Source organism: Halanaerobacter jeridensis, assembly GCF_016908315.1.
GTDB classification, from domain to species: Bacteria; Bacillota; Halanaerobiia; order Halobacteroidales; family Halobacteroidaceae; genus Halanaerobacter; species Halanaerobacter jeridensis.
The window spans coordinates 252216-278052 of record NZ_JAFBDQ010000003.1; the positions used below are offsets into that span (position 1 = coordinate 252216).

Sequence of the window (25837 nt, forward strand, 5' to 3'; positions counted from 1 at the left end):
GTGATGAGTAGAAAATCAAGAACAAAGTCAAAATCAAGTTCAAAACTTATTATCTTAGAGGTGTATATTTTTAAAGCGTTGATTTTATGGTTTTGACTCATTACTGATTACTATTTACTAGTTACTATAAAGTGTTACGACAGTGCCACTTCATATAAGTTTGGAGGAAAAAGAAAACGGAGCCCTTTTACAGGCTCCATTAAATAATTTACCAAGATTGTTCTTTGGCTACTTCTTCTATTTCATGTTTCTTTCCCCGCATCATCAAATCATTAACAGACTGACGAGGATCTTTATCATTAAATAATATATTATAAACCTGATTAGAAATTGGCATATCAATTCCATGTTTCTCTGCTACTTCATAAACAGCTTTAGCAGTTTTGACTCCTTCTGCTACCATTTTCATCTCATCTAAAGCTTCTTCCAAAGACTTACCGGCTCCGATTTTATAACCTAATCTTCTATTTCTACTGTGTTGACTAGTACAAGTAACAATTAGGTCTCCTAATCCAGTCAATCCAGCAAAAGTCATCGATTTAGCTCCCAGTTCTACTCCTAAACGCTTAATTTCAGTAATTCCTCGCGTTACCAAAGCTGCCAAGGCGTTATCTCCATAGCCTAAACCAGAAGCAATACCAGCACCAATAGCAATGATATTTTTTACAGCTGCACCTAACTCAACTCCTACTGCATCTGGATTAGTATAGACCCTTAGCTGGTCATTCATAAACATATCTTGAACCTGCTGGGCCATTTTTTTATCTTCATTAGCTGCTACAACTGTGGTTGGATGATTTTTAATTACTTCTTCGGCATGACTTGGTCCGCTTAAAACAGTAATTTTATCTTCAAACTCTGCTGGTAATTCTTGTGCTAATACTTCTGACATTCTTAAATATGTATTCTCTTCTAATCCTTTAGTAGCACTCACAACTAATGTATCTGTCTCTAATACCTCTGCTAAGTCTTTAGCAGCCTTGCGAACAGCATGAGACGGTACAACTACTACGACTGCTTCTGCTCCGTTCACAGCCTCTTTAAGATCCGTAGTAGCTTTTAATTGCTCAGGTAATTTAACATCAGGTAAATATGAATTTATATGGTCTTGATTTATTTCATCTACCTTTTCTTGTGATAAATCATAAATCTGAACTTGATAGTTATTATTATGCAGTACTTGGGCCAAAGCTGTACCCCAACTACCTCCTCCAATAACTGCAACTTTTTTGCTCATTAAAAAATCACTCCCAACTCATAATAGTTAAATATTGTCTATATAAAGTTTCACTTTCAGTGAAACTTTATAGCTAGAAGTAAGTAGCTAGGAGCTAGTAGTTAAAAACATAAAATTAAATTCAAAGCTGTGAACTGTTTTATGGTTTTGAATTTACTACTAGCTACTAGCTTTTATCTACTAGCTAGTGGCACGATAGTGCCACTTTATATAGATTAAAATTAATCATTCGGCCAGCTAATTTTATTTTCATTACCATTTAATAAACGATTGATATTGTCTTTATGACTATAAATTACAAAAGCCGAAATTAAAACCCCAAAAATGATTATAAAATTTGGTTTACCAAAAGCAAACATTAAAATAGGTAAAATTACTGCTCCTGTAATAGAACCTAATGAAACATATCGTGTTAACAAAATAATAGTAAACCAAATTGCTCCTACAATTAAAACTTCCACTGGAGCAAGACTTCCTAATACTCCTACTGAAGTAGCTACACCACGACCTCCATCAAATTTCAAGAAAATAGATAAATTGTGACCTACAATAGCCATAACTCCTGCTAATAAAATTAATAATTCAGATGATTGACCTAAAACCATTTGCGCTATTTTAACCGCCGCTACTCCTTTACCAATATCTAATAAAGCAACTAATAAGCCAAATCCTAACCCCATTAAACGATAAGCATTAGTAGCCCCAGTATTACCACTACCTTGATCACGAATATCTTTTCCGGTAACTAATTTACCTACTATTAAGCCAAAAGGAATAGAACCTAATAAATAAGCAACTGCTAGAACTAATAAAATCTTAATTTTAATCTCCCCCTCGTTTACCTATTTTTAAATTTCATGCGAATAGGTGTTCCTTCAAAACCAAAAGCCTCACGTAACTCATTTTCTAAATAACGTTTATAAGAAAAATGTACTAATTCTTTATCATTAACAAAGAAGACGAAAAATGGTGGTTTAACACTTGGCTGAGTAGCATAATAAATTTTTAATCTTTTCCCCTGCTTATTAGATGGTGGTTGATTCATTGCCACTGCTTCCTCTATTACATTATTTAAAACTTTTGTTTCTACTCTTTTAGCACATTGGTCCGCTACATAATCGATAATATCTAAAATTTCTATTACCCGCTGCCCAGTTAAAGCTGAAACAAAAGTTACTGGAGCATAATTTAGAAATCCTAATTCATATCTAAGACCTTCAATGTAGCGATCCATAGTTTTGTTATCTTTTTCAACTAAATCCCACTTATTAAAAACTACTATAACACCTTTCCCTTGCTCATGAGCATAACCTGCTACCTTTTTATCTTGGTGAGTAATCCCTTCATCAGCATCAATAACTACTAATGAAACATCAGAACGATCGATTGCTTTAAGAGCCCTTATTACACTATATTTTTCTACACCAGGTATTACTTTTCCTTTTTTTCTTATTCCCGCTGTATCAATAATTACATATTCATTATCTTGATCACGAAACGGTGTATCAATCGCATCTCTTGTGGTCCCTGAAACATCACTAACCACAACTCTATCTTCACCTAAAACCCTGTTCACTAAAGAAGACTTTCCTACATTAGGACGTCCAATCACAGAAAACTTCGTCTTATTTTCATCATAAGGGTCACTTTCTACATCAGAAAAATGACTAATTATTTTATCAAGCAAGTCACCTGTTCTCAATCCATGTTCTGCTGATACTAATTGTACATCTTCAAAACCTAATTCATAAAACTCATACTTATCCATTTCTGCTTGTTCATTATTTTCAGCCTTATTTGCAGTTAAAATAACCGGTTTTTCAGTCTGTCTTAAATAATTAGCAATTTCACGGTCATCATTAGTCAATCCCTCTCTAACATCTACTAAAAACAGAATAACATCTGCCTCTTCAATAGCAATTTCTGTTTGATAATGCATCTTATCTTTTAATTTTGTTTCTTTATTAAATTCAATGCCACCTGTATCAACTAACAAAAATGGTCTTCCTAACCATTCTGTCTCCTCATATAATCTATCTCTTGTGACATTAGGTGTATCCTCTACAATTGATCTACGTTCACCAATAATTCGATTAAACAAAGTTGATTTACCTACATTAGGTCGACCTACAATTGCTACTACTGGTTTTCTCATTTTAACCCCTCCTGCTTTCTAAAACTATTTCTACTAAATCTTGAGCAGTAGTATCTACTTTAATTACTTTTTGATCTATTTTTTCTTTAAACTGCTCCCAACTTAAATCATCTAAAAATAAATTATCATCATTTAATAAAATATCAGGTACTAACATTAAATCTCCCAAGTCACTTTCAGTTTCTTGAAGCTGCTTCAAAATATCTTGTCCTGTCAATAAACCTGTAACAGTTACTTGAGAACCAAAAAAATCATTTTCCATGACTAAGGCTTCTAATTCTAAATTATCTATTTTATTTAATTGATTAATAATCGGCTTTAGCGATTCAAATCCTAATTCACCTGTAAGTAAAGTTATTTTTCTCTCAGTTTCTATTTCTTCTGGAAGATTTTCTTTTAGTTCTTCAAACTCATTTCTTAATAATCTCACCATTCCTACCCCATTCTCTAACTGGGGAAAATCATCATAACGTTCTTCCTTAGGAATTTCTTCTCCTGCTAATAAATAAAATTCATCTGCTAAATAAACAAAACTACTACCAAACTCATCTTGAAATTGAGTTTGGTATTCTTCCACCATTGTAATTACTTCTTTTGCCTCTTCAGCAGTGAAAGAACGCAAGTCAGCTAAACCTTCTCTATATTTAGTTAAACCTACAGGTACAATAGCTAAAGACCTCACCTGAGGAGCAAATTCCCCTAAATCTTCAATTGTCTTTCTTAAATATTGTCCATCATTAACCCCAGGACAAAGTACAACTTGAGTATTGACTTCAATTCCTGCTGTCACTAATTCTTCGACCTGTTCTAAAATTTTCCCAGCATTTTTATTGTTTAGCATCTGCTTTCTTACTTCAGCATTAGTACTGTGCACAGAAATATTTATTGGGCTCAAATGCATTCGTTTAATTCTATTAAATTCTTCACTGGACAGATTAGTTAAAGTTGTATAACTACCTTTTAAAAAGGAAAAACGGTAATCATCATCTTTAATACTTAAAGTATTTCTACATTCATCTGGCATTTGGTCCACAAAACAAAAAATACAATTATTATGACAGGTTTTCAAACCATCAAAAACAATATCAGAAAATTCAATTCCTAATTCTTCATCAAAACCTTTTTCTACTTCTATAACCCAATATTCTCCACTTTCTTTGACTACTTCTAACTCCAAATAATTATCAGTTACTAAAAATTTATAATCAATATAATCACTTAATACTTGTCCATCAATTTTAACTAGTTTATCTCCTGCTTCTAAATCAATCTCGTCAGCAATACTATTTTCTTTTATTCCTTCTATTTCAATATAGCTATTTATTTCTTCTTGTTCCATCTTTCTCACCTCTAATTAATTCATATCCATTATTACATTATCTTATAATAATCGCTAATAGTCAAGGGATAAAGAGAAACTTTGTATTTAATCAATGTTTCTCAACTTGGCTTTAACTTGCGATACTAGATTATCATATTCTGGATATAACTTTTGTAATGTATAAGTTACTATTGGACGCCCTAAACTTACTAGTCCCAGCCGACGTGATAGAAAACCTCCTATTTTAGTAAAAGAACTAACATAAGGTAATGCTGCTACTAAAATTATTTCTTCCGTTTTAATATTAAATAACTTCAAATAATCTAGTAAAAACTCTTTAATTAATTCTCTTTTAGAACCTAATCCTAAAACATAAACTAAATTCCCAAATTCATCTGCTCCATAAAAAAAAGGACGCCCTAATTCTTTCTTAGAAATCTTATCATAAAGTGCTAAGTCATTAATCTGCTTTTTACTTGGCACTCCCTTGCTCACTAATTGACCAGTATGAATGGCAGCTGCTAAAACCGAAGAATGGGTTCCCCCATAACAATAATAAATGATTTTCATTAATCTATTTCTATCCTCTCTTTGATTTCTTCTACTAATTTGTTGATTTTAGATCTTTCAGCAATAATTCCTTTTTTAAGCAATAAAAATCCTAAACCTTGGAGTTTGAAATCAATTGCTTTTAAACCTAAATTAATAGATGAATTATAGATTGAATCAATATTTATCAAAATAACTTCTTCTTGAATAGAATATATATTATTTAAAGCAGTAATCAAATTAAGTATTATATTATTTTGTCCATAACATCCTAAAGCGATAACTTGACAATTATCAGAACTATTCCCTAAATAACAAAGATTATTCTTAAATAAATCATCATCTTCTAAAAATATATCCTCTATTTTTTTTGTTATCTGCTCTGAATTAATATAATTCAAATAACTGTAAGCAATCCATTTTGCTAATTTGTTGTCTCGACTACTATAAAAAATAATTTTCATTTTTTAAACTCCTAATGTTTAATTAAAATATAAACTCCATTACCTAAATCATGTACCATTGACATAGTTAAACGTGAAATCAACTGGGCAATATATTCTAATTCTTCTTGCTCATCAGCATAAAAAACAGGGGTAGAACCATTAGCAATTTTATCTTTATCTTCATTTGTAGTAACAATTGCTAAAATATAATTATTTATATCCATATTAATCCCTCTCTTAAATTAGTCAGCTGCTTCTTGTCCTACTTTTGACGCCAAAGGTCGACGTTTAACTCCTTCTAAAACTGGAGTATTATTAACTGCTTCTTTAATGCATGATGCATCTTTTTCAATAGGAATTACAATTATATATACTCGGCCGGTATTGAGATTTAATCGTGCCAGTGGTGTATAATCTTGCACACCAAGGTCTAATTGAACTCCTAATTGAGTCGTTACATCATGAATAATAGCTTGACGTTGACCTACATTTGCTAAAGTAGCCCGAGAATTATCATCTTTAGGAGCAATCACAATTCCTAAGCCATATTTCTTCCATTTTTCTAGTGATTCATTTAATCCTAAATTCATAATCACTACATTTTCTACTGCAATATTTTTATTCTCTGGTCCACAAAACTCTAATTCAACTACCTCAACTTCAGCAATATCGCCTATTGTTTTCTCTGACATTAATATATGCAATAAATAAGCTACTAATATTCCACTGCTTAAAGCACCTACTAATCTAAAAACTAAAGCATAATCTAATAAATCAAATACATAATAACCTAAAGTAGTAATAAATGAAGTAATCATAGCTAAATAGTTTCTAGCTTCAAAAACCTTAGAAATCCCTTCAATATACGCTTGCCCACGTTTTACTAGTTCCGTTTTTTCTAATTCTTGTAAAAAATCTCTTTCAGCTTCTCTAACAGCTCTAAATTGTTGAGCAGCAAGAGCTAAAAATGTTACTGCTACATAGCTTTCTTCTATTAAAGCTGGAATTACCAACCCGCCTAAAGCAGCAGCTATAAATCCCAAAGTTAAATGAATTATATATCCATGAGGATAACCAGGATATTGGCGATAATCAATTTTTAACATTATTAACCGAGCACAAGTTCCTACTACTACTGCCGCTATTATCATCTGCCAATGTTTCATAACTTACACCTCAATTTTTAATCATCTGAATCATCTATATTAGTAAGGTCTTCAATAGTTTCTTTTTTCTCTTCAATCCCCATTGAATCACTAAAACCTTTATCAATTACTCCCCTTTTATTTGCTATATATAAAAAACCACCTACTACAGAAACAACTAATAAAATAATAAAAATAGAACTAATAGAACTAGAATTTTGTTCCGATTTTGCTTTCTCACTATTTTTTCCATATAATAAATCATTAATAGTATCAGCTAAAAGATTAATACTGCTTACAGCCATATCTTGAGATATCACATGAGTTCCTGCTTCTATCAATAATGACCGGGGCGATAAATCCTGATTATACTTCCCTTTAGCATAAAAAATACCTTTAATTAAGCCAGGATATTTTTGATCTGTAACTGCTTTAACTTGTTTAGCAAATTTACTATTTACATTCAGCTGCGGATTTTGTCTTCCTATAACTAATCGTATTTTGGCTATTCTTTTCCCATTGATTTCAGTTACATATTCTTGTGGATTAGCTACCCCATCACGATGAATATCGAATAAGGCATCAGGTCTTTTTTTTATTAGTTTAACTGCTGTTCTTCTAGAGCGTTCATAAGCCCCTCCATCATGAGGATCATGTTTACTTTTATCTTGAATTACATTAACTCCCTTGTTTTCTAAAGCATTAGCAAAACTAGCTGCTATTTTATAAACATCTCCTCCCCCAGGTTCACTATGACTACCACTTGTAGGCTTATATGATTCATCACTATGAGTATTATAAATTGCTACTAACTTTTTAGCACCTTGAGCCAAAAGGCCTTGAGAAGAAGTTAATAATTTATCATCTTCCAACAGATCTACTTTAGCAATAAATTTGGCAATTCCTTTCTTTCCATTGACTTTAATTACTTTATATTTTTTATTTTCTTCATTGATATAGTAATCCCCCTTGCTGACTTCCATTGCTGTCTCAAATATAGTCTGCCCTTGTTTATCAACCACAGTAAAATGATTAACTTCTTCTGCTTGTAGTTTAGTTATTAATATTAAATTAAATAAAATAATAAAGATAACTACAATAATAATTTTTTTACTCTTCATTTTCTTCTTCCCTCCTGTTATCATCATCTTCTGTATTATTTTTTTCATCTTCTGTTAAACTTCCAAACTCCACATCTGGTCTTGTAAATTGCTGATTAAATTCTTGTTGCTTTTCTTGCTTGCGGTCAGAGATAAGCCGTTCAAAAATTTCTCCTACTACCTCACACAATAGTACTGCTAAAACTCCAGAAATAACAATCGAGTCAAAAATACCTGCTCCTCCAATTGCTGCTTGTCCAGGTACTCCTCCCAAAGTTATTTTAATTAAATGTATAATATCATAAATTAAAAATCCTAAAGTCCCAGCAATAAATGATGCTCTACGAGAATGCCCAATTAAATAAGCAGTTACTCCAGCAACAATAGGGAACAAATAATTACTATCAATAAAAGTATGCCCTTCTTCAAATTGATAAATTTGGGTTAAGGCATAAATAATACCACCTGTAATAATTACAGCAATTAAAGACCTTAAAATCTCTATATTATCATCTGCTTTAGATAATATATAAATTGCTAAAACTACTGGAACTATTGTACCACCAAGATTAATACTGATATCTGGGGTGGAACTAATAGGAATATCAATAAAACTTCCTACTATCATTAAGGTGAAAAATATTAATAATAGATTTTTACTTAGTCCTAATTTATTAATCACTCTTTCCGCCAAGCCAAAATAAATCAGTAATTCTAGTACAATTAAAATAATAATTCCTAATTCCATATTACCCCTCCATGATCTTCAATTTAAGTTACATCAATTATTATAAAACTATTCATCATAAATTATTCATGACTTTAAAATAAAAAAATGGGCTTGCACCCATCTAACTATTAAATATTAGTATTTAGCAAATCTCAAAGTTAACAACATAAAAAATCATCTGCATCTTTTTACGCAACATCAAAAAAATAAAAACACCCCCATTGGCTTGTGAGGGTGTTTTATGTACACATATTCAATTTACTTCCGTGGTTTCACAATTAACTTAATAGCCGTCCGCTCTTCTCCGTCAATCTCAATATCAGTAAAAGCGGGAATACAAATCAAGTCCATTCCACTAGGAGCAACATATCCTCGCGCAATCGCTACTGCTTTTATAGCTTGATTCAATGCTCCAGCACCTATTGACTGAAGTTCAGCTTCTCCTCTTTCTCTCAAAACTCCAGCTAAAGCTCCTGCTACAGATTTAGGTCTTGAATTGGATGATACTTTTAGTACTTCCATGTTAATACCTCCTCTTATTTTATAAATTATCCTGACTAATATACATATTTCAATATTTACAAAATAATTCCTGCTAAATAATTAAAAAAATTTAAATTTTTTTAATTATTATTGTGACATCGTTTTATGCGATTAATCAAACAGGCATCACCAGTCTCTTCATCGAACTCAATAATCACTCCCGAGAGTTCTGTATCCCCTGTTCCAACTTTAAATCTTTTTTTTATTTGAGTTAAAAATCCATTAATAGGTTCTTCGGCATCCATTCCTAAAATAGAATCTTGGGCTCCACTAAACCCTACATCTGTAATATAAGCTGTACCACCAGACAATATTTTTTCATCTGCTGTTTGAACATGAGTATGAGTCCCTACTACTGCCCCTGCTTTCCCATCTAAGTATCTGCCTAAAGCTTGTTTTTCAGAAGTTGCTTCAGCATGAAAATCTACTATAATTGCATCTACTTTATTATTTAGTTTTCTTATTATTTTATCAGCAACTTTAAAAGGACAATCATAATTTCCTAAATAAACTCGCCCAATCACATTCAAAACTCCTAATTTAAAATTATTCTTTTCTATAATCTTAAAACCTACTCCTGGAGTTGAAGAGGGATAATTATAGGGCCTGATCACATAATTACTCTCTTCAATAAAATCAAATATTTCTTTATTATCCCACACATGGTTACCAGTAGTTAATAAATCAATCCCATAACCAATTAATTCTTCTACTACATCTTTAGTTAATCCAAATCCTCCTGCTGCATTTTCTCCATTAGCAATTATAAAATCCGGTTCTAAATCTAAATTATCAAGTGTCTTTCTAACTGCTCTTCTTCCTGCTCTTCCAACAATATCTCCAATCATTAAAACTTCCACTACTTTAACTCCTTCCTTATTTACATTACCCCATATAAAATAATTTATTCATATTAAATGATATTTTTTATTCAAGTGTACCTTTGTGATAAACAAATATTTTATTTTCCTCTTTATAAGCTAAATAATTATTATTTGCTTCCCGCTTTACTAATGATAATAATTCAGTTAGTGAAGTTGATTTATATTCATACATATTTAAATCTTCTTGTACTAATTCAGATAAAAATATCTTTTCTAAAATAATAACAAGAATTTTAATTTGTTCTGAAGTTAAATATTTCAATCGAGTACTTAACTTTATTGTAGTTAAATCTTGATAATTATCCATCTTAATCTTCAAACAGGTATTTTTATATCCCTCTAATTTATTAAACACTCTATACTGCTGTTGAATTAATTTAACTGTTTCCCTCCATTCATTGTTAGTAATCTTTTTCTGGACTAAAAAAAATAAATCTAAATCATTACAATTAATATTAACTTTATTAATTACAGAATAATTAATTAATATGGTAGTTAATAAGTCAACACTATTATTGGATCCTTTAGTATTCAAATTATTTAATTGCATAACTAACTCCTTTAATTAATTTTTTAGTTAGATTAGAGATGACTAATTAATTGATTACATAGAAATAGATTAAATCCTGCCTTAGTCCTTAAGAAAAGATTTCATTATATAACAAAAATAATCTAACATCCATTTAAATGACAGTTGCCAGTTATCAACACTCAGCAAATAAAGTATACTTTATTCAATAAAAAAAGTGACCATCAAATGATGGTCACTTTTAGGACAAATTTAATAAGTTAAACTATTATTTAGCATATTCAATTGCTCTTGTCTCTCTAACTACTGTAACTTTAATTTGACCTGGATAATCTAAATCTTCTTCAATTTCATTAGAAACATCATAAGCTAATTTGCTTGCTTTAGCATCATCTATTTGATTAGGTTCAACCATAATTCTTACTTCACGGCCTGCTTGAATAGCATAAGCTTTTTCTACACCATCAAATGAGTCAGCAATGTTCTCTAAATTTTCCAAACGCTTAATATAAGATTCTAAAGTTTCTCTACGAGCTCCAGGACGAGCAGCAGATACAGAATCAGCTGCAGCAACTAAAACTGCTTCAATCGAATTAGTTTCTACATCACCATGATGAGCTTCGATAGCATGAAGCACTTCCTCTTTTTCACCATGTTTTCGAGCAATGTCAACTCCAATTTGAACGTGAGAACCTTCAATCTCATGATCAACTGCTTTCCCTAAATCATGAAGTAATCCAGCTCTTTTAGCTACTTTAACATTTACTCCTAACTCAGCTGCCATAATTCCAGCTAGGTGAGAAACTTCAATTGAGTGTTGTAACACATTCTGTCCATAGCTTGTACGATACTTTAATCTACCTAATAAAGTAATAATTTCATCATCTAAACCATGAACTTCTGTATCAAAAGTAGCTTGCTCTCCAACTTCATAAATTTTATCATCTAATTCTTCCTTAGCTTTTTCAACCATTTCTTCAATTCTTGCTGGATGAATTCTACCATCAGCAATTAATTTTTCTAAAGCAATTCTTGCTATTTCTCTTTTTACAGGATCAAAACCAGAAATAATAACTGCTTCTGGAGTATCATCAATAATTAAATCAATTCCTGTTAAGCTCTCTAATGCTCTAATATTTCTTCCTTCACGACCAATTATTCTACCTTTCATCTCATCATTAGGTAGAGAAACTACTGAAACAGTAGTTTCTGCTACATGGTCAGCAGCACATCGCTGTATAGCAGTGGAAATAATTTCGCGAGCCTTTTTATCTGCTTTCTCTTTAGCTTGCGATTCTAAATCCTTAATTAATTTTGCTGTTTCATGCTCAACCTCATTTTCAACTCGTTTCAACAATACATCCTTTGCCTCTTGAGTAGTTAGTCCTGCAATTTCTTCTAATTTTTCAACTTGTTCTTGATGTAATTCATTAATTTCTTCTTCTTTAGATTCTATCTTTTCTTCTCTTTCCTCTAATTCTTGCTTTGTAGCTTCTAATTTTTCAGCTTTGCTTTCTAAATTATCTTCTTTTTTGATTAATCTATTTTCAAAACGCTGTAATTCAGTTCTTCTTTCTCGGCATTCTTCTTCCACTTCATCTTTTATTTTATGGGCTTTTTCTTTAGCCTCCACCGTTGCTTCTCTTTTAATTGATTCTGCTTCTTTTTCAGCATCATTAATAATTCTTTCTGCTTCTTTTTCAGCAGAACCAATTTTACTTTCAGCAATATATTTCCTAACAGCAAAGCCGATTATACTTCCAATTAGTAAACCACCAATTGTTGCTAATAAAATCCACATCCTCTACTCACCTCCATTTTTTATTTACTTTATATCAGGGAGGTAATTAATTTTAAACTTTTATTCAGTCCTGCTAATTCTTAACCAATATCTCCCTGGAAATAAGCATACTTTATAAATATTTTATCTCCTACTACTATTTATGTCAAGAAAGTATAACTGATATTTGCAATTTACCACTATTTAATTAAAAATATTTGTATTTTTAATACTAATTCTACTAATCTTTCACTCATTATTAACCTTAACTTTGCTTTTACTACCAGATAATTCTACTAAAAATGCTTTATCAGCTACTTGAGATAAATGCTGTTGGTGCGTAACTACAATAATTTGACGTCCATACATTTCAGAAACATTTTTTAAAAATTTAGTTACTCTAGTAATATATTCTTCACTAACATGCTTAGTAGGCTCATCTAAAACTAAAGGCCCTAATATTTTAGGACGAGAAAAAGTCTGCAGTACTGCTATTCTTAAAGCAAGGGATACTACATCCACAACACCACCACCACGAGCATCTTGAGGTCGATTCTTTATTTTTTGTTCTCCATATTGTGAAACAACATAAAATTCTGCAGCTGGTCTACTTCTCTTTTCTTCTATCTCCACCTCAAAACTAAACTGTTCTCCAAATACAAATTGCAGAGCTTGAGTTACTAAGGCTTCAATTTGTTCTTTAGCTTGATGACGAGCATGATCAGAAACTTGCTGTAAATAAATATTAACTTGTTCTAATAGGTCTATATCTTCTCTACACTTTTCTAATTTTTTTATGATTTCTTCTTTATTTTTTTCTAACTGCTCTTTTTGTCCTTTTTGGTTATTATAAACAGCTTTTTTTTCTTCAATGTCCTTCTGCAAGGCTGATACTAATTGTTCTACTCCCATCATTTGAACTTTCCTTCTAAAATTTCATCTTCTGGTAATAAATTTTTAGCTTCTTCAATTAAATCATCTAATTCCTCTTCTAAATTTTCAATTTCTTCATCTAATTCATCTGGTTTTACTCCTTGTTCCTTAATTTCTGCTAACAGTTTTTCTCGCTCTTCTTCTAAATTTTCCAAGGTAGTTTCCGATTTAACTTTCAATCTATTTGCCTTATCTAATTTATTTTTAATTTCATCAATTTCCTCTTCATAATTTTCCATCATTTTAATCCTCCCTATATTTATTAATTAAACCATTAATTAATTCTTCATCCACTTCACTATAACAAGTAGGACATCTTCCTGCCTCTTTAAGCAATCGACTATATTCATCAACTAACTCTTCAACTTTACCTTGCTTTTGCTCTAACTGTTCTCGCTTGTATTTGAGCTTCTTCTTTAATTTTTCCTTATCTCTTTTTAAATTACGCAAAGATTGCAATTGACTCAGTCCGTCTGCTAACTTTCTCTTTAACTTTTTTTCTTCAGCAGAAGAAGGGAATTTTTTAATTAATTGTTGATTATTCTTAATACCATTATTGAATTCAACTAATTTATCTTTAAATTCTTTTAATTCTGCTAATTTATCATACTTTTCTAGTAATTCACTTTTTAATTCTCTTACTTGTTCTACATTTGAGAAGTTATTTAAATAACTTCTACCTTTAGTAATTCTCTTTTCTTTCAATTGATAATCTTTATTTAACTCTTTTAATTCGTGATAGCCTGCTAATTTATTTTCTGATTTTTTCACTATTTCTTTTACTTTTTCTATATCCTTAACCTCTTTTAAAACCTCTTTTAGCTTTTTTTCTTTCTCTTTAGAATTCTTAAATCTTTTTTTAAGTCTAGATAATCTTTCCAAAAATACTTTTTTATCTTTTAACTCAGATAATAAATCATTTATTTGAGATAAATTATTCAAAGAACTAATAATCTTTTTAGATTTTTTTATTTTATGATTAATCTCTGCTAAATTTTGCTGATAAGATTTAAACTTCTCTAATTTGAGTTTAACTTCTTTAATTTTATTAAGCAATTTTTCTTTCCGGCTTATTTCTTTTCTTAACTCAGGTAGATGATCAAATTTTTGCAGCTGAGTTTCAAGTTTTTCTTTTTCTTCTTCTAATTCTTTCTCTTTTCTTTTTTGATTAGTTATATCATTAGTAGTATCTCTAATAGCAGAATCAACTAAATGAACATCAAGTAAACCACCAATTACTTTCGCACTATTAGCTTGGCTACTATCTAGTAAAAAAGAGCCCCCTAATTGATGATCAAAATTCAAATTCATTTTGAAATCTTGATCAAATTCAATTTTAGGCATCCCATGAATATTAACTACTTCTTGTGGGACGTCACGACCTACTTTTTCAAAAACCTGTTTTTCCCCTTCAGGATCAATAATTTCATATCTATTCCTACTATTACTAGGGGTTCTGCTTCTGATTATTTGATAACCATTATCAAATTGTACCTTGACATCACAGCGGTTAGTTCCCACTCTAATATAATCTGTTCCTGAAGGTTCATTATAAAAAACCCAGTTTAAAGCTCTAATAATAGCAGATTTTCCTTCATCAGAAGGACCCGTAATTACATTAAAACCTTCATTTAATTTAATTACAGTCTCTTGATGAGATTGAAAGTTTTTGATTTCTACTTTCTCTATATTTTTCATTATTGATTCTGGCCTCCCAATCTTTCCTGTGCCTGTGAAATTCTACTTAACGCCTCTTCTTTGACATCTTGAGAAATATTTTGATTATTTGCTACTTCATCTAAAATATCATCAATTTTAAAATGTTTAAATTCACCAGCAGCACTGATTTGTTGATTAAAATCTGCTAATTTTTTCTCCCTGAATTTTTGTTTTTCTAATTCGCTCCGGTCTAATACTTCTTCACCTTGTTGAGCACTATCTAGCGTCATTAATTCTATATTAATTTCATCTTTCAAATCAATTAATGCCACTTGAGGCATCCGTGCTATCTCTTTTAAATCAGCACTAATTCTAACTATTGAACCCGGATTTAAAAAATAACTATTGTTAAATTCTTTAATCCCGTATCCTAAATGGTAGTGTCCTGTAATAGTAATATCAGCCTCAGTTTCTATATCTTCAATTAAAGTATAACCATCTTCAAAAACAGGTTTATCAAGTAACATCCCATGCACTAAATGAAGCGCATAATCAACATCTTCTCTTTTCTCAACTTCATATGCAGTAGTATTTTTATTATCTAAAGTATAATCAAAACTTCTTCCAGTCAATTGCAATTTTATATTATCTTTTTCTCTGATAATCCCATTTTCGCCAATCAAATTAACTATTCCTGAAGCTACTAACAAACCTAACATAGTCCGCGGTAAAGTTTCAGGGTTATGACCATATAAATCATGATTTCCCGCCACTATATAAATTGGCATCGAAAAATCACGTAATAATTTAACAAATTCACTAACAATTGAAGGAGCAGTATCAGGCCGGTCAAATAAGTCCCCGCTATGAAGTACCATATCAGCTTCTTCTTTCTCTGCTATTTGCTGTACTTCTTTTAGTTTATCTAACAATGTTTCTTTAAAATTATCAACTCTTCGACTAGGAGTTGTTCCCCGAATATGGGTATCATTAACTACTAATAACTTCATCAAATTAATCTCCTTCCGTCAATAAATCATCTAACACTAAATTAATAGTCTCAAAAGAAAAACCCTTTCGTTCTAGAACTTTGGATAACTTATATCTGCGCTCATGGTAATCTTCATCATTGTAACGAGATCTTTTTTTAGCAGCTAACTCAGCTGCTAAATCATACTCTAATTGCGAATCATATTCTTCAGCTAGACATTCTTCAATAATATTAGTATCTACACCTTTTTCTTTTAGTTGTCGCCTAATTCGATAGGGGCCATACCCTTTAGTAATTCGATCTTTTATCCAACTAGTAGCAAATTCTTTGTCATCTAAATATTCTAATTTATTTAAAACATGAATTACTTGATTAACTATCTCTATCCCATAATCTTTTCTTAATAATCTCTCTTTTAATTCTTGAGTACTACGCTGACGGTAAGATAATAAATTAAAAGCAGCTTGTTTAGCATTTAAAAGTTCTTCTTGGTCTAATAATTGATTTAGCATTTCTTCGGTCAAAACTTCTCCTTTTTCTAAATGAAATTCATAAACAAGTTCTGCTTCTATACCTAATAGAAATTTTCCATCTACAAAGATCGAACAACGCTGCTTATCGTTTTTTTGCACTTCTATTTTAGTAATTGTGCCGACTTTATCCATCTTTTTCCCCCTATAGAGAAAAATCAAAGGCCCTCCTTTGCAGAAGGGCCAAAAATTTATGCAGATTCTTTCTCTTCTTCAGTGCTTTCTTCATTCTCATCTTCAATTTCAGTTTCTACTTCTGCTTCTTCTTTCATACCAGCTTCAACTAGTATTTTTTCTTTGATTTCTTCCATCATTTCCGGATGTTCAGCTAAAAATTCTTTAGAATTTTGCCGACCTTGTCCTAAATTTTCATCTTGATAGGAATACCAAGAACCAGCTCGTTCAATAATACCATACTCTTCTCCCATATCTATAAGACAACCAGTTTGGGAAATTCCAGTACCATACATAATATCAAATTCTGCTGTTTTAAATGGTGGCGCTACCTTATTTTTAACAACTTTAGCTTTAGTTTTATTCCCTAATACTTCATCTCCATCTTTAATTGTTTGTCTTCTTCTAATATCTAAACGAACAGAAGAATAAAACTTAAGTGCTCGACCACCTGGAGTTACTTCTGGATTACCAAATCTAACTCCCACTTTTTCTCTGATCTGGTTAATGAATATACACGTACAACTAGACTTGCTTAAAATACCAGATAATTTTCTCATTGCTTGCGACATTAATCTAGCCTGCAATCCAACATGGGAATCTCCCATTTCTCCTTCAATCTCTGCTTTAGGTACTAAAGCAGCTACAGAGTCAATAACAACAATATCAATCGCTCCACTTCTAACTAAAGATTCACAAATTTCTAATGCCGCCTCTCCAGTATCAGGCTGAGAAACAAGTAATTCATCAACATCAACTTCTAAGTTTTTAGCATATTGCGGATCTAAAGCATGCTCAGCATCAATAAAAGCAGCCACTCCGCCTTCTTTTTGAGCTGCAGCTATCATATGCAAAGCTACTGTTGTTTTACCAGAAGATTCAGGTCCATAAACTTCTACAATTCGTCCCTTTGGTACTCCACCTACACCTAATGCTACATCTAATGGTAAAGCCCCAGTGGAAATGGATTCAACATCCATTGCCTGAGCATCACCTAATTTCATAATCGAACCTTTACCAAATTCTTTTTCAATTTGATTCATTGTTCTTTCTAATGCTTTTTCTTTTTCATTTTTTGCCATACATTTCACTCCTTATTTCTATAATAAACTGACTTTACATCAATTCCAAAATTGAATAATTAACTATCAGCATCTATAATTATATGATATTAATTACTAAAAAGCAATCATATAAGCAATGGAATTATTAAATCTAATTTCCTATGAACATAGTAAAAACAGTACTCTAATAATTATTATTTATTTCCAAATTCAAATTCAGCAACCGGACTATAGATTGGCCCTTGTGGCGTTAATTTACTTTTCATTACTGTAATTTTATCTACTATTTGACGAGCCTGAATTTCAAAAGGAAATTTTTCAATCTTTTCGCTAATCAATTCATAATTCTTTTCTTTTTTTCTAACCCTTCCTAAAGTAATATGGGGAGTATAATCATGTTTTTCTTCCTCAAAACCTAAATCAAACATCCGAGTTTCGATTGCTTCGTGCACATTAATTAATTGTCTTTTATTCTTTTCAACTCCAGCCCAAATCACTTTAGGATATTCTATATTGGGGAAAGCTCCTAATCCATCAATAATAATATCAAAAGGCAAACTTTTTTTAGCTATTGCTGCTACTTCTTCCTTAACTTCCATGATTTCAGCTTTAGTCAGATCTCCTAAAAATTTAAGAGTAATATGAAAATTTTCTTTCTCAACCCATTTGATATTTAAAGAGCAATCTCGCAACATGTTTTGTGCCTTATCTAATTTACCTTGTACAACATCGCTTAATTCTACCGCAATAAAAACCCGCTTAGTATCTTTCATTTTTCCACCCCACTTTAGGATAGATTTATAGTTGGCTTCATAATTAGAATTATTTATAAGATATAAATTTCCTGCTTAATTAATCATTTAAAAATTATTCAATTAATCTTCTTTCTAAAATAAATCCACTATGACGATTATAAAATTTAATAATATCTACAAATTTTAAATATAAATTTAAATCTGTTTTTTTAAAATGCAGCAAAGCTACAGAGTAAGGTATTCCTTTTTTACTTTTAAGTCCCCTAATACCTGCTGCACCTGTAGTACCAGCATCAATAATTAATGTTCCATTTTGATCATAAATTTTAAAGCTGTGATCATGACCATGAATTAATAATGGGATTTTACTTAACAAAGGTTTAGCTAATTCAAACTGATGTACAGCTACAATATCTGGAGGCGGCTTTGCTCGAGCGATTAATTTAACTAATTGTTGTTGAAAAGATACTAATTCTTCTCCAGCAACTACTTCAACTTGATTCCCTAGAGATGAAGGGTCCTCCCAGCCAGCAATTTTTATTCCTTTAATTTCTATTATATTTTTTCTTAAAACATGAACAGTAGAAAATTTCTTTAATTCTTCAATAATATTAGGAGAATCATGATTACCTGGAACAAAAATATAAGGCACCGATAACTGCTTTAATTCTTTGATTAATTTTACTTCTAAGGGAGAACCATAATCTGTAATATCCCCCGTATCAATTACCATATCAACTGCAAAACTATCAACTATCTGTTTAATAAAATTAATTGCCAGTGGATTATTGTGAATATCTGAAACATGTAAGACCTTGATATCTCCAGCAACCCTGCTTAAAGGTCTTAAACTATCTATTTTATTAAACAAAGTAGCCATATTAGATGCAATTAATTGCATTTCATAACTTAATTGCTCAATATCAGAAATTCCTTCTTCTATTAAACCTAGCATCCAAGGAGCTGCTTCAAGCATTCCTTCAAAATCAGGGTCTTGAAATTGATTAATATCATAACTATAATAAACTAAACTACTAATTATAATAATTATTAATGCACCAATAGTACCTCCTAAAAATAAAGAGGAATAATTAAATTCCACTATTCCTGCTCCAATTATGCCAGCAATTGTAGCTAAAAAAATTAATCGTAGCAGAAAAAATCTAAGAATTATTCGTCCCCGCTCCTGTAAAAAAGAAAATAACTCTTCTTTGTTTTCTAAATCAGAAATTATATCCTCTAATTTATCCTCGTGAATAGCTTTTAAAGTTAATTTTAAATTAACAGGGGGCCAATGAGTTACCGCACTTAATTCACCAATAGGAGGAAACTGTAATGTTGTCTGCGGTTGTCTCGATATAGCTAAATCTAATTCAACATCAAATGGAGTTAATTTATAAGTCTTAGCTGCAGTAAAATTAACTACCATTAGAGTTATAACTGTAATCAACAATATTTTTCCTATTATTTGCTTTCTCATAAGCTTTTCTTCCTCCTAATCTATATAAAGTGGCACTTTTTGTGCCACTAGCTAGTAGATAAAAGCTAATAGCTAGTAGTAAATTCAAAACCAAAAAACAGTTCATAGCTTTGAATTATTGAATACTAGGTTAATGTTTTAGGTTTTGAATTTAATTTTATGTTTTTAACTACTAGCTCTTAGCTACTTACTTCTAGCTATAAAGTTGCACTGAAAGTGCAACTTTATATAGATAGTATATAGGAATAATAGGAAAATTATACTTTATTTTAATTTTAAAACAAACTTTTCCGCAACAAATTTAAGATGATTTGTGAAGTCAAATACTTTACTCGGCGCCGATGGCCTTTAAATATCTTCTTATGTACTTCAACTCCATCATCTGTTGCTAAAGCTAAATACACTAAACCAACTGGTTTTTCTTCAGTCCCTCCTCCAGGGCCAGCAATCCCAGTAGTAGCTAACCCAATATCTACTCCAGCTCTATCTCTAATTCCACAAGCCATTTCTTGCGCTGTCTCTGCACTTACTGCTCCATACTCTTCTAATGTCTCAGCAGTCACTCCTAATAAGTCCATTTTAGCTTGATTACTATAACTAATAACTCCTCGTTCAAAATACCGAGAGCTTCCTGGCACCTTAGTTAAGCGATCTCCAATTAATCCACCAGTACATGACTCAGCAGTAGCTACAGTCAACTCTTGTTCCCATAATAAATTAGCAACTACTCCTTCTAAAGTATCATCATCATAACCATAAATATAATCTCCTATTCTTTTCTTTAGCTCTTCTTCTTTGGCAGCAATTAATTGCTGAGCTTGTTCTTCACTATTAGCTTTAGCAGTTAATCTAATTTTTACTTCTCCTTGACTAGCTAAAGGAGCAATAGTAGGATTGGTCTGTTCACGTAAAATATCATCTATTTTATCTTCTAAACTTGATTCTCCAATACCACAGGTCTTAATCACCCGTGATTGAATTACTTCTTTATCTAATTTATGTTCTTCTTGCAAATAGGGAATAATGAAATCACTAATCATTGCCTTCATTTCCAGGGGTACTCCCGGTACAGAAGCTAATATTATTTCTTCACTATCAATTAAAAAACCCGGTGCTGTACCATTATCATTACTAATTATTTGAGACCCTTTAGGTAAAAATGATTGAGTAATATTATTTTCTGTCATCTGTCGTCCGGTTTCAGAAAAATATGATTTTATTTCTTCTAAAGCTGCTTCATTTTTAATTAAATCTCGATTCAAAGCTTCCGCAACTACCTCTCTAGTGATATCATCTTGCGTGGGACCTAAACCTCCCGTAGTAATTACTAAATCAGCTCTCTCAACACTTTGTTCTAATACCTCTTTTAATCTTCCAACATTATCTCCTACAGTAGTTTTATAATATAAATCTATTCCCATTTCTGCTAATCTTTCAGCTATCCATTGGGAATTAGTATCCACAATTTGGCCCAATAATAATTCGGTTCCAATCGTTATAATTTCAGCTTTCATTTTTTATCCCTCCATCAATATAAAAAAATTAATTTTATCTAATATAATTATATTAGATATTAAAGGAAAATCAAAACAATCTGCTATAACTCCAAAATAAAAAAGCAACTTCAAATATCAGTTGCTTGTAAATAAATTGCTTTCTTTTATTTAATTTAGTATTCTATCACATCTTTTTTGAATACAAAACATAGTAATATCATCTTCTTGAGAATTATCTCCCAATAAGTTTTTAAAATCACTATATATAAAATCTAACAAATTATTATCCGCTTTGCTTTTTTTAACTACTTTTTTTAATCTTTCAATTCCATACATCTTATTATTAATTTCTTGTTCTATTAATCCATCAGTTAAAAACAAAACTTTATTTCCACATTCTAATTTGATTTTATTATTTGCAAAATTATAGTCAGATAAAGAAAACACATTGCTAATTGGTGGGTTCTCTTCAAATTTTTCTTTTATATTCTTATTCTCTATCAAAAATATGGGGATATGATTACCAGCATTATTATAATAAAGTACTCCACTTTTTTTATCTAAAACCCATAATGTGATACAAAGAGAATAATCAGCCGGAAAGTTTTCTTCCGAAAATTTTTCAGAAAGAAATCCTAATATGTTTTTAGAACTAACAGTTTTATTTTGATTAAAAAAATTATTAACCTTTTCTCTAATGAAAACATTTATCAATGCTCCATCTAAACCATGTCCTGTAACATCAGATACATATCCAATAACTTTATCTTTCAATTCAATATAATTATAATAATCTCCACTAACTATTTCTGCAGCTTGATAAAAAGAATTAAAATAAAAATTTTTAATTTTTGGTACATTTTGTGGGAGAAAAGATTTATGAACTCTTTTTACCTTTTTAAATTCTCTATTTAACTGCTGATTAGTCTCTTTTAGCTCTTCTTTAGTCTGACCTAAATCGTTAATTAAATTAATATAATATTTAATAAGCTTCCCAAATCCAACACTAATTATTAACAACATTAAAATAAAAGAAAATAACACTAATCTATCTACATCTATCATATTTAGTTTTAGAAAAATACTTAAAACAATCAAACTCCAAAAGCTTGCTAAAGGTCCACATTTACATAATCCAATATAGGTAGAATATATTACAAACATTGTTGATAAAATCCCAAAAAGTTTTAAATTAATATACGGTATAGCTATTAAAAGCATTGCAGCTGCTATAAACAATTGCATTCTTCTTTTTACAATTGAAAGGTCTAATTTTTTTAGTATTATAGCATCTACTTTGTGCCTGAAATAATCTATCACTCAACCTCCCCCCCTCTTTTTTATGGCTAATAAATCAATTTATAAAAACCTATAATTTGAAATTCTATATAAAAAGGTATACTCCTGCGAATTTGTAAAAAAATATTATTTATTTATTAAATATACAATGTTTCCAAAAGAAGATATTAGTTATCATTATTGATTGTAAACAATTAAAAAACAGCCCTTGCGGGCTGCTTTTTAAGCTAATTATATATCTCTACTACCAGGTTTATCAATTTTTTTACCGTCTTCACACATAGGACATTCTGATGGCTCATAAGCAGTCACATCTACTTTTAGTAATGATTTGACTGGAGCAGAAAATTCAACTTCTCCTCCACTACGATCTACTAATGTTGCCACTCCTGCTAATTCTGCACCTTCTTCATCTAAAACCTCAATCACTTCATTCACAGATTTCCCTGTCGTTAAGACATCATCTACTACTAACACTTTATCTCCAGGATTTAATTTAAACCCTCTTCTTAAAGTCATATCTCCCTCTTCTCGTTCAGTAAAAATTGTTTTCTTTTTCAGGGCCAAACCCACAGCATAAGACAAAGTAACGCCGCCCATTGCCGGACCTACTACTACATCAATCTCGACATCAGCAAATCTATCCGCTAATTCATCTGCTAACTCCTGCGCCTTAGCTGGATACTGTAGCACCTGAGCACACTGTAAATATTTATCACTATGTAAACCTGAACTTAATTTGAAATGTCCCTCCTGCAGCACACCAGTTTCTTCAAAAATTTCTACTACTTCTTCTCGATTCATTTTATCCACCCCTCTTTTTAGTTTAACAGTAAAACAATTGACCAGTTAAACAGTTAAAATCAAATTCAAAAAACACTCCGTGCAGCCCCATTTTCTCTACTTTTCGCTTTACTAACAGTCTACGAGTTTTAAACATACAAAACTCTCCGTGTAGCACACAGCGCTTAAATTTAATGCTAATCACTCTACGCAATAAATATACAATACATTTTGCAAATTGCTGTTTTTCCGCAATCTATATACAACTATTTTCCCTAATTTCACTACCAGCTACTGTCTTACTGCTTCACTTTTCACTCATCACTCATTACCCTTTACTCATTACTATTATTTTATCGCTTTCCCTACTATCTCTTCTACACTATCATAACCATTCTCTACTAAATAATCCTCTATTCCTGCTAAAATTTCCATACTTACTTCCGGGTTAACAAAATTGGCAGTACCAATTGAAATTGCATCAGCTCCTGCTAATAGAAATTCAACTGCATCTTCAGCATTACTAATGCCACCCATACCAATCAATGGCACATCAACTGCTTGAGCAACTTGATAGACCATTCTAACTGCTACAGGTTTAATTGCTGGTCCAGATAAACCGCCCATTTTATTCGCTAAAACAGGTTCTTGCTGCTGAATATCAATTTTCATCCCTAATAAAGTATTAATTAGAGAAATAACATCTGTCCCTGCATCTTCTACTGCTTCAGCAATAGCAGTAATATCAGCTACATTAGGAGACAACTTAGTAATTAAAGGTAAATCAGTCTCTTGGCGTACTGCTTCTACTACTCCCGCTGCCATAGCCGGTTGAGTTCCAAATGCTAAACCACCTTTCTTGACATTAGGACAAGAAATATTAATCTCTAACGCAGCAACTCCTGATTCATCTAATTTACTAGCTAACTTAGCATAATCTTCTACTGTATTGCCCGAAATGTTAACTATTGTTTTAAAATCATACTGTTTAGTTTCCGGTAATATATTTTTCAAGAAATAATCCACACCTGGATTTTGTAAACCAATAGCATTGAGCATACCGCTAGAAGTTTCAGCTATCCGCGGAGTCGCATTACCTTGTTTAGGATTTAAAGTAGTTCCTTTAACCATCACTGCTCCTAATTTATTTAAATCTACATAATCCTTATATTCTTCACCAAAGCCAAAAGTACCTGAGGCAGTAGTTACTGGATTAGCCAACTGCAACCCATTAAGATCTACTTTCAAATTTACATTACTCATCGAAAATCACCTCATTTAGAGCGAAAATCGGACCAGTAGTACATGTCTTTTGGTATTCCCAACCTGATTCAGTCTCTACCTTAATCTTACAGACACAAGATAAACAAGCACCTGTTCCACAGCCCATTCTTTCTTCTAAAGAAGCTTGCCCTGCAATTTCATTTTCTTGCGCCCACTCTTGAACTGTGGCCATCATTACCTCAGGACCACAAGTGTAAACATACTCTATAGCAGTTAAATCTGCTAATAAATCAGTCACAAAACCTTGATAACCAGAACTACCATCCATAGTAGCTGTCTTAAGATTAACATTCAGCTCTTGATACTGTTCTAAATTTAATAACTGTTCTTTCTTTTCTGCTCCTAATAAAACTGTAACCTCTTTATCAGCAACTAATAAATTTTCAACTAAATCTAATAAAGGAGCAATTCCCATTCCACCGCCAACAACTAAAAAGTTATTTTTTTCTTCAGGAATAGAGAAACCAGTTCCTAACGGTCCCATCAAATCTATTTTATCTCCTGCTTCTAAAGTTGATAATAATTTTGTGCCGCGCCCAATCACACGATAAACTATTATCAATTGACCATGTTCACGATCAATTTCATTAAAACTAATCGGTCTTCTCAACAATGGATCACTATTAGTTTCAGCTGCCCATTTCAAATGTAAAAATTGGCCCATTTCAGCCTCAGCAGCAATCTCTGGCGCATCAATTACCATTTGATAATGTCCAGGACAAATTTCCTTTTGACTGACTATGTTGCGAATACTTCTCTCTGGCATTATTATTCCTCACTTCCCTTAAATTCAGTGATCAGTTTTTAGTAATCAGCTAAAAACAACAACTATAAATCTTAGTTTAAGGCAGGGCTAAACCCTGCCTCTATTTTTTGATTTTTTCTTTTCATTACTTATTAATCTTTACTGCTTTATTCTAATTTTCTTTTTCTCATTACTTATTTATTGTTCTCATTACTACTCACTCTT

27 protein-coding genes are annotated in these 25837 nt (G+C 31.3%); all 27 read right to left on the reverse strand.

What is annotated here, in order from left to right; translation table 11 throughout:
* Positions 1-208: 208 nt before the first annotated feature.
* Positions 209-1237, reverse strand: coding sequence for an NAD(P)H-dependent glycerol-3-phosphate dehydrogenase (locus JOC47_RS04150; protein WP_204700714.1), 1029 nt, complete (start codon positions 1235-1237; stop codon positions 209-211).
* Positions 1238-1458: 221 nt separating this feature from the next.
* Entirely contained in the window at positions 1459-2064 is a 606-nt protein-coding gene (gene plsY, locus JOC47_RS04155; RefSeq protein ID WP_338035316.1) for a glycerol-3-phosphate 1-O-acyltransferase PlsY, read from the reverse strand.
* An 11-nt stretch (positions 2065-2075) separates the two neighbouring features.
* Positions 2076-3392, reverse strand: coding sequence for a ribosome biogenesis GTPase Der (gene der, locus JOC47_RS04160; protein ID WP_204700715.1), 1317 nt, complete (start codon positions 3390-3392; stop codon positions 2076-2078).
* 1 nt (position 3393) lies between these two features.
* Entirely contained in the window at positions 3394-4731 is a 1338-nt protein-coding gene (locus JOC47_RS04165; protein WP_204700716.1) for a DUF512 domain-containing protein, read from the reverse strand.
* Between the two features lie 87 nt (positions 4732-4818).
* Positions 4819-5283: a DUF3189 family protein gene (locus JOC47_RS04170; protein WP_204700717.1), complete on the reverse strand. Its 465-nt coding sequence runs from the start codon at positions 5281-5283 to the stop codon at positions 4819-4821.
* Complete coding sequence (locus tag JOC47_RS04175; RefSeq protein ID WP_204700718.1) at positions 5283-5726, reverse strand: DUF3189 family protein; 444 nt, start codon at positions 5724-5726, stop codon at positions 5283-5285. Before JOC47_RS04175 ends, JOC47_RS04170 begins: the two co-directional genes overlap by 1 nt.
* An 11-nt stretch (positions 5727-5737) precedes the next feature.
* Positions 5738-5932: a capping complex subunit for YIEGIA gene (locus JOC47_RS04180; protein ID WP_204700719.1), complete on the reverse strand. Its 195-nt coding sequence runs from the start codon at positions 5930-5932 to the stop codon at positions 5738-5740.
* An 18-nt stretch (positions 5933-5950) separates the two neighbouring features.
* Positions 5951-6874, reverse strand: a complete 924-nt coding sequence (locus JOC47_RS04185) for a YIEGIA family protein (RefSeq protein WP_204700720.1) — start codon at positions 6872-6874, stop codon at positions 5951-5953.
* A gap of 17 nt (positions 6875-6891) precedes the next feature.
* Positions 6892-7974, reverse strand: coding sequence for a stage II sporulation protein P (gene spoIIP, locus JOC47_RS04190; protein ID WP_204700721.1), 1083 nt, complete (start codon positions 7972-7974; stop codon positions 6892-6894).
* Positions 7964-8701 carry a DUF1614 domain-containing protein gene (locus JOC47_RS04195; protein WP_204700722.1) on the reverse strand — a complete coding sequence of 246 codons (738 nt, stop codon included), beginning with the start codon at positions 8699-8701 and terminating at the stop codon, positions 7964-7966. Before JOC47_RS04195 ends, spoIIP begins: the two co-directional genes overlap by 11 nt.
* A gap of 240 nt (positions 8702-8941) precedes the next feature.
* Complete coding sequence (locus JOC47_RS04200; RefSeq protein ID WP_204700723.1) at positions 8942-9205, reverse strand: stage V sporulation protein S; 264 nt, start codon at positions 9203-9205, stop codon at positions 8942-8944.
* Between the two features lie 101 nt (positions 9206-9306).
* Positions 9307-10086, reverse strand: coding sequence for a TIGR00282 family metallophosphoesterase (locus tag JOC47_RS04205; protein WP_204700724.1), 780 nt, complete (start codon positions 10084-10086; stop codon positions 9307-9309).
* Between the two features lie 67 nt (positions 10087-10153).
* Entirely contained in the window at positions 10154-10660 is a 507-nt protein-coding gene (locus tag JOC47_RS04210; RefSeq protein WP_204700725.1) for a hypothetical protein, read from the reverse strand.
* A gap of 247 nt (positions 10661-10907) precedes the next feature.
* Entirely contained in the window at positions 10908-12440 is a 1533-nt protein-coding gene (rny, locus tag JOC47_RS04215; protein ID WP_204700726.1) for a ribonuclease Y, read from the reverse strand.
* Positions 12441-12668: 228 nt separating this feature from the next.
* Positions 12669-13334 carry an ATP-binding protein gene (locus JOC47_RS04220; RefSeq protein WP_239550903.1) on the reverse strand — a complete coding sequence of 222 codons (666 nt, stop codon included), beginning with the start codon at positions 13332-13334 and terminating at the stop codon, positions 12669-12671.
* A complete protein-coding gene (locus tag JOC47_RS04225) occupies positions 13331-13594 on the reverse strand; it encodes a hypothetical protein (protein ID WP_239550904.1) in 264 nt (87 codons plus the stop codon). Before JOC47_RS04225 ends, JOC47_RS04220 begins: the two co-directional genes overlap by 4 nt.
* Position 13595: 1 nt before the next feature.
* Entirely contained in the window at positions 13596-15050 is a 1455-nt protein-coding gene (locus tag JOC47_RS04230) for an AAA family ATPase (RefSeq protein WP_204700727.1), read from the reverse strand.
* The gene (locus JOC47_RS04235; protein ID WP_204700728.1) at positions 15050-16021 is read right to left on the reverse strand and encodes a metallophosphoesterase; all 972 of its coding nucleotides are present in this window, start codon (positions 16019-16021) and stop codon (positions 15050-15052) included. Before JOC47_RS04235 ends, JOC47_RS04230 begins: the two co-directional genes overlap by 1 nt.
* Positions 16022-16025: 4 nt before the next feature.
* Entirely contained in the window at positions 16026-16667 is a 642-nt protein-coding gene (locus JOC47_RS04240; protein WP_204700729.1) for a RecX family transcriptional regulator, read from the reverse strand.
* Positions 16668-16723: 56 nt separating this feature from the next.
* A complete protein-coding gene (gene recA / locus JOC47_RS04245) occupies positions 16724-17788 on the reverse strand; it encodes a recombinase RecA (RefSeq protein ID WP_204700730.1) in 1065 nt (354 codons plus the stop codon).
* Positions 17789-17964: 176 nt separating this feature from the next.
* Positions 17965-18543 (reverse strand): RNA 2',3'-cyclic phosphodiesterase, encoded by a 579-nt coding sequence (gene thpR / locus JOC47_RS04250; protein WP_204700731.1) that lies wholly within the window; start codon positions 18541-18543, stop codon positions 17965-17967.
* A gap of 94 nt (positions 18544-18637) precedes the next feature.
* The gene (locus JOC47_RS04255) at positions 18638-20005 is read right to left on the reverse strand and encodes a metallophosphoesterase family protein (RefSeq protein WP_204700732.1); all 1368 of its coding nucleotides are present in this window, start codon (positions 20003-20005) and stop codon (positions 18638-18640) included.
* A gap of 275 nt (positions 20006-20280) precedes the next feature.
* Complete coding sequence (locus JOC47_RS04260; protein WP_204700733.1) at positions 20281-21519, reverse strand: competence/damage-inducible protein A; 1239 nt, start codon at positions 21517-21519, stop codon at positions 20281-20283.
* Between the two features lie 150 nt (positions 21520-21669).
* Positions 21670-22821, reverse strand: coding sequence for a SpoIIE family protein phosphatase (locus JOC47_RS04265; RefSeq protein WP_204700734.1), 1152 nt, complete (start codon positions 22819-22821; stop codon positions 21670-21672).
* A gap of 210 nt (positions 22822-23031) precedes the next feature.
* Complete coding sequence (pyrE, locus tag JOC47_RS04270) at positions 23032-23604, reverse strand: orotate phosphoribosyltransferase (protein ID WP_204700735.1); 573 nt, start codon at positions 23602-23604, stop codon at positions 23032-23034.
* 327 nt (positions 23605-23931) lie between these two features.
* The gene (locus JOC47_RS04275; protein ID WP_204700736.1) at positions 23932-24846 is read right to left on the reverse strand and encodes a dihydroorotate dehydrogenase; all 915 of its coding nucleotides are present in this window, start codon (positions 24844-24846) and stop codon (positions 23932-23934) included.
* Positions 24839-25633 carry a dihydroorotate dehydrogenase electron transfer subunit gene (locus JOC47_RS04280; protein ID WP_204700737.1) on the reverse strand — a complete coding sequence of 265 codons (795 nt, stop codon included), beginning with the start codon at positions 25631-25633 and terminating at the stop codon, positions 24839-24841. Before JOC47_RS04280 ends, JOC47_RS04275 begins: the two co-directional genes overlap by 8 nt.
* Between the last annotated feature and the right edge of the window lie 204 nt (positions 25634-25837).